At 46.5% G+C, this 6,127-nt stretch carries 2 tRNA genes and 3 rRNA genes; all 5 read right to left on the bottom strand.

Features of this window, described 5'->3' with window-relative positions:
- Positions 1–72: 72 nt before the first annotated feature.
- Positions 73–184: ribosomal RNA gene (gene rrf, locus WG906_RS19270) — 5S ribosomal RNA — on the bottom strand.
- 134 nt (positions 185–318) lie between these two features.
- Positions 319–3,194, bottom strand: a 23S ribosomal RNA gene (locus WG906_RS19265).
- A gap of 270 nt (positions 3,195–3,464) precedes the next feature.
- Positions 3,465–3,538, bottom strand: a tRNA-Ala gene (locus tag WG906_RS19260).
- A gap of 87 nt (positions 3,539–3,625) precedes the next feature.
- Positions 3,626–3,700 (bottom strand) — tRNA-Ile (locus WG906_RS19255).
- Positions 3,701–3,995: 295 nt separating this feature from the next.
- Positions 3,996–5,517, bottom strand: a 16S ribosomal RNA gene (locus tag WG906_RS19250).
- Together the 16S, 23S and 5S rRNA genes with 2 tRNA genes alongside form the textbook arrangement of a ribosomal RNA operon.
- Between the last annotated feature and the right edge of the window lie 610 nt (positions 5,518–6,127).

The following is a 6,127-nucleotide window of genomic DNA, read 5'->3' as shown; positions in this document are numbered from 1 at the left end:
GTAAAGCAAAAAAGCCCGTTAGATTAAACTAACGAGCTTTAAGATTTTATTTGCTGATTAAAGCAGAATAAAAGTTGGCACCGACCTACTCTCCCACGTGTTACCGCAGTACCATTGGCTCTGGCGGGCTTAACTTCTCTGTTCGGAATGGGAAGAGGTGGACACCGCCGATATAGGCACCTGAAGATTTTAATTAGATGTGAGATTAAGTCCTGAGAGCTGAGAACAAGTCTCATATCCGGCAGCTATCGTCTCATATCTAAGACATTAATTGAAAGAAGTGATTGAAACAGAGAAAACAACAGCATGTTCTGCTTATTGAGAAAGCTTCGGGTAATTAGTATTACTCGGCTATGATGTTACCACCTTTACACCTGTAACCTATCAACGTAGTAGTCTACTACGACCCTCAATGGAAAACTCATCTCATGGCTAGTTTCGCACTTAGATGCTTTCAGCGCTTATCTATTCCCAACGTAGCTACTCTGCAATACAGCTGGCGCCATAACAGATTCACTAGAGGTTGGTCCAACCCGGTCCTCTCGTACTAAGGTCAGCCCCATTCAATTTTCCTACGCCCACAACAGATAGGGACCGAACTGTCTCGCGACGTTCTGAACCCAGCTCGCGTGCCACTTTAATGAGCGAACAGCTCAACCCTTGGGACCTTCTCCAGCCCCAGGATGTGACGAGCCGACATCGAGGTGCCAAACCTCCCCGTCGATATGAGCTCTTGGGGGAGATCAGCCTGTTATCCCCAGCGTACCTTTTATCCTTTGAGCGACGGCCCTTCCATGCAGAACCGCCGGATCACTATATCCGTCTTTCGACCCAGCTCGACTTGTCTGTCTCACTGTCAAGCAAGCTTATGCTATTGCACTCCACGTACGGTTACCAAGCGTACTGAGCTTACCTTTGAAAGCCTCCGTTACCTTTTTGGAGGCGACCACCCCAGTCAAACTACCCACCAAACAATGTCCTCGACATTATCGAGTTAGACACCGAATACATAAAGGGCGGTATTTCAAGGTTGATTCCACGACTCCTAGCGAAGCCGCTTCACAATCTCCCGCCTATCCTACACATCATGTACCCAATATCAATGTTAAGTTGTAGTGAAGGTGCATGGGGTCTTTCCGTCCCGTTGCGGGTAACCGGCGTCTTCACCGATACCACAATTTCACCGAGCTCATGGCTGAGACAGCGCCCAGATCGTTACACCATTCGTGCAGGTCGGAACTTACCCGACAAGGAATTTCGCTACCTTAGGACCGTTATAGTTACGGCCGCCGTTTACCGGGGCTTCGATTCAATGCTTCGCCTTGCGACTAACATCCCCTCTTAACCTTCCGGCACCGGGCAGGTGTCAGGCCTTATACCTCATCTTTCGATTTTGCAAAGCCATGTGTTTTTGTTAAACAGTCGCCTGGGCCTTTTCACTGCGGCCTCTGTTGCCAGAGGCGCCCCTTCTCCCGAAGTTACAGGGCCATTTTGCCGAGTTCCTTAGCCATGATTCACTCGAGCACCTTAGGATTCTCTCCTCGACTACCTGTGTCGGTTTACGGTACGGGTTTCTATAACCTGAAGCTTAGCGGGTTTTCTTGGAAGTCTGATTACCTGAACTATCCACGCCCCCGAAGGTTTGCGGTACTATCAGCTTTCAGCTAGAACGGCGGATTTGCCTACCATCCCAATACCTACGGCTTTTAACGAACTATTCCGTCAGTTCGCGTCAGTGTCACTACTCCGTCACCACATCGCAGTTATAGAAAGTACTGGAATATTAACCAGTTATCCATCGGCTTCCCCCTTCGGGTACACCTTAGGCCCCGACTAACCCTGATCCGATTAGCGTTGATCAGGAAACCTTAGTCTTTCGGTGGGCGGGTTTCTCTCCCGCCTTATCGTTACTTATGCCTACATTTGCTTTTCTAATCGCTCCACGACCCATTACCAGATCGCTTCACCGCTATTAGAATGCTCCCCTACCACAGAGATAAATCCCTATCCATAGCTTCGGTATACCACTTAATGCCCGATTATTATCCATGCCCGATCGCTCGACTAGTGAGCTGTTACGCACTCTTTAAATGAATGGCTGCTTCCAAGCCAACATCCTAGCTGTCTGTGCAATCGGACCTCGTTAGTTCAACTTAGTGGTAATTTTGGGACCTTAGCTGATGGTCTGGGTTCTTTCCCTCTCGGCCCGTGACCTTAGCACCCCGGGCCTCACTGCAGATCATATTATATAGCATTCGGAGTTTGTCTGGATTTGGTAGGATTTGACTCCCCCGCACCCAATCAGTAGCTCTACCTCTATATAACTTAATATCCACGCTGTTCCTAAAAACATTTCGGGGAGTACGAGCTATTTCCCAGTTTGATTGGCCTTTCACCCCTACCCTCAAGTCATCCGGAAACTTTTCAACGTTTATCGGTTCGGTCCTCCAGTACGTGTTACCGCACCTTCAACCTGCTCAAGGGTAGATCACAAGGTTTCGCGTCTACCTCCTCTGACTATACGCCCTATTCAGACTCGCTTTCGCTTCGGCTGCGTGGCTGAACCACTTAACCTTGCCAGAGAAGAGTAACTCGTAGGCTCATTATGCAAAAGGCACGCCGTCACACAACTTGTGTGCTCCGACCGCTTGTAAGTACACGGTTTCAGGTTCTATTTCACTCCCCTGTTCGGGGTTCTTTTCACCTTTCCCTCACGGTACTGGTTCACTATCGGTCTCTCAGGAGTATTTAGCCTTACCGGATGGTGCCGGCAGATTCCCACAAGGCGTCTCCGACCTCGCGGTACTCAGGATACCACTATCCTATCTCCTCTTACGTATACGTGGCTATCACACGCTATGGCCAGGTTTCCCACCCTGTTCTACTTCAATCGGATATTCATATTGTGGTCCTACAACCCCAGTTATGCCGTAACATAGCTGGTTTGGGCTCTTTCCCTTTCGCTCGCCACTACTCAGGAAATCATTATTATTTTCTCTTCCTATGCTTACTTAGATGTTTCAGTTCAGCACGTTTGCGCATTTGCAATTACCCTTCAGGTAATTAGGTTTCCCCATTCAGAAATCAACGGATCAATTCGTATTTGCCAATCCCCGTTGCTTATCGCAGCTTATCACGTCTTTCATCGCCTCTGAGAGCCAAGGCATCCCCCGTGTACCCTTTCTTACTTTCTTCTACCTGTGCCGCTTTTGCTCGGCACGGTATGCTTTTTTCGATAACTGTTAGTTCATTAGTTTCTACTCATCAGTTTATTAGTCTTTGCAGACCTTTTACCTTTTGAATTTTCACTTTTGAATGCCAACAGTGTCTCTACTGTTGTCTTCTCTTTCAATTACTTCTTCCAATATGTCAAAGAACGTTTTGCTAAAATTCAAAAGGTAAAATTTAAAATTCAAAATCTGCATTGCGCATACTTTTGACTCTTTACTTTTGACTTAGCATCGTGGAGAATAACGGATTCGAACCGTTGACCCCCTGCGTGCAAGGCAGGTGCTCTAGCCAGCTGAGCTAATCCCCCGAAAGATTAATGACCGATTTTCTTATGCATCGAATGAATCAATATTCGCTCATTCTATCATTTCTCTATCCTATCATTGCCTTATAGTAGTCCCGAGCAGATTTGAACTGCTGACCCCTACATTATCAGTGTAGTGCTCTAACCAAACTGAGCTACGAGACTGGCTAATTTACGATTGCTCGATTTTTGATGTACGATTTGTTCCGTTTCCTTCTTAAATCGTAACTCCTAAATCGTAATTCGTAATTCTTACAATCACGCCACTTAGATGGTATCGCCACTGATGGCTCATCTTTGGGTTTTCCTTTTAGATTGTAGATCTGAGTCTTGAGATCGGAGAGTTGAGTCACTTGGCAGCGCTCTGTATTCTCATATCTGGTATCTCATATCTAGTGTCTAATTATTTTTTATAAAAAGAAAAAATCATAGTATAACGAGTGTCAATTCTACACTCTAGAAAGGAGGTATTCCAGCCGCACCTTCCGGTACGGCTACCTTGTTACGACTTAGCCCCAGTTACCGATTTTACCCTAGGACGCTCCTTGCGGTTACGCACTTCAGGTACTCCCAGCTTCCATGGCTTGACGGGCGGTGTGTACAAGGCCCGGGAACGTATTCACCGCATCATTGCTGATATGCGATTACTAGCGAATCCAACTTCATGAGGTCGAGTTGCAGACCTCAATCCGAACTGTGAATGGCTTTTTGAGATTGGCATCCTGTTACCAGGTAGCGGCCCTCTGTACCATCCATTGTAGCACGTGTGTAGCCCCGGACGTAAGGGCCATGATGACTTGACGTCGTCCCCTCCTTCCTCTCTGTTTGCACAGGCAGTCTGTTTAGAGTCCCCATCATTACATGCTGGCAACTAAACATAGGGGTTGCGCTCGTTGCGGGACTTAACCCAACACCTCACGGCACGAGCTGACGACAGCCATGCAGCACCTAGTTTCCTGTCCTTGCGGACGCATCCATCTCTGGATACTTCAGTAACTTTCAAGCCCGGGTAAGGTTCCTCGCGTATCATCGAATTAAACCACATGCTCCTCCGCTTGTGCGGGCCCCCGTCAATTCCTTTGAGTTTCACCCTTGCGGGCGTACTCCCCAGGTGGAATACTTAACGCTTTCGCTTAGACGCTAACTGTATATCGCTAACATCGAGTATTCATCGTTTAGGGCGTGGACTACCAGGGTATCTAATCCTGTTTGATCCCCACGCTTTCGTGCCTCAGCGTCAATCACACTTTAGTAAGCTGCCTTCGCAATTGGTGTTCTGTGACATATCTATGCATTTCACCGCTACTTGTCACATTCCGCCTACCTCAAGTGTATTCAAGCTCATCAGTATCAAAGGCACTGCGATGGTTGAGCCACCGTCTTTCACCCCTGACTTAATAAGCCGCCTACGCACCCTTTAAACCCAATAAATCCGGATAACGCTTGGATCCTCCGTATTACCGCGGCTGCTGGCACGGAGTTAGCCGATCCTTATTCCTTCGGTACATTCAGCTCTTTACACGTAAAGAGGTTTATTCCCGAATAAAAGCAGTTTACAACCCGTAGGGCCGTCTTCCTGCACGCGGCATGGCTGGTTCAGGCTTGCGCCCATTGACCAATATTCCTTACTGCTGCCTCCCGTAGGAGTCTGGTCCGTGTCTCAGTACCAGTGTGGGGGGTCATCCTCTCAGATCCCCTAGACATCGTAGTCTTGGTAAGCCGTTACCTTACCAACTAACTAATGTCACGCATGCCCATCTTAATCCTATAAATATTTGATCATTAAATGATGCCATTCAATGATATTATGCGGTGTTAATCCGAATTTCTTCGGGCTATCCCCCTGATTAAGGTAGGTTGCATACGCGTTACGCACCCGTGCGCCACTTTCATAGAGAGCAAGCTCTCTAATCTCGTTCGACTTGCATGTATTAGGCCTGCCGCTAGCGTTCATCCTGAGCCAGGATCAAACTCTCCATTGTAATGAAGTTTTGTATCACTGACCCTATTATATCTCAAATAGGAATCGTTTGATATTTGCTTACCTTTTGAAAGGTTCGCCTTTAATTTGCTATTTGTATGAATTGACTAGGATTGTTTTGTCGTTACGAGTAACGTTGTTATTCCGTTTTTACTCGCTATACTATTTGACTTTTCTTTTAAAGAACTTGAGCGCTTCTCCTTCACGGTTCAGCTTATATTAAGGGATTTCTCTGATTTAATTGATTTCACCGATTGGGTCATCTAAACCATGTTTATCCTTTTAATGTATTTCAATTTTGTGTCGCTTTCAGCCTTGCGCTGTCTGCCTGTTTTCCCGTTCGTTTTGGGATTGCAAAGGTGAGAATCTTTTTTGAATTCTGCAAGAAGTTTTTTTTATTTTTTTGAGGCCTTTTTCTCCTCTTCCTTCTTTTACTTTACTCTCTTTTCAGTATCCGATTCCGCATTGCGCTTCCTCGTTTTTTTACCCGACCTCTCCGTTTGGGATTGCAAAGGTGAGACTTTTTTCTATTCCCCACAAGTACTATCTGATCTTTTTTTGATCTTTTTCACTCAGCCCCTCTTTATCAGTTCTTTAAATTTGAAAATCAA

It is taken from the genome of Pedobacter superstes, assembly GCF_037622515.1.
Taxonomy (GTDB): domain Bacteria; phylum Bacteroidota; class Bacteroidia; order Sphingobacteriales; family Sphingobacteriaceae; genus Paradesertivirga; species Paradesertivirga superstes.
This window is presented reverse-complemented; position numbering and strand designations above follow the sequence as displayed.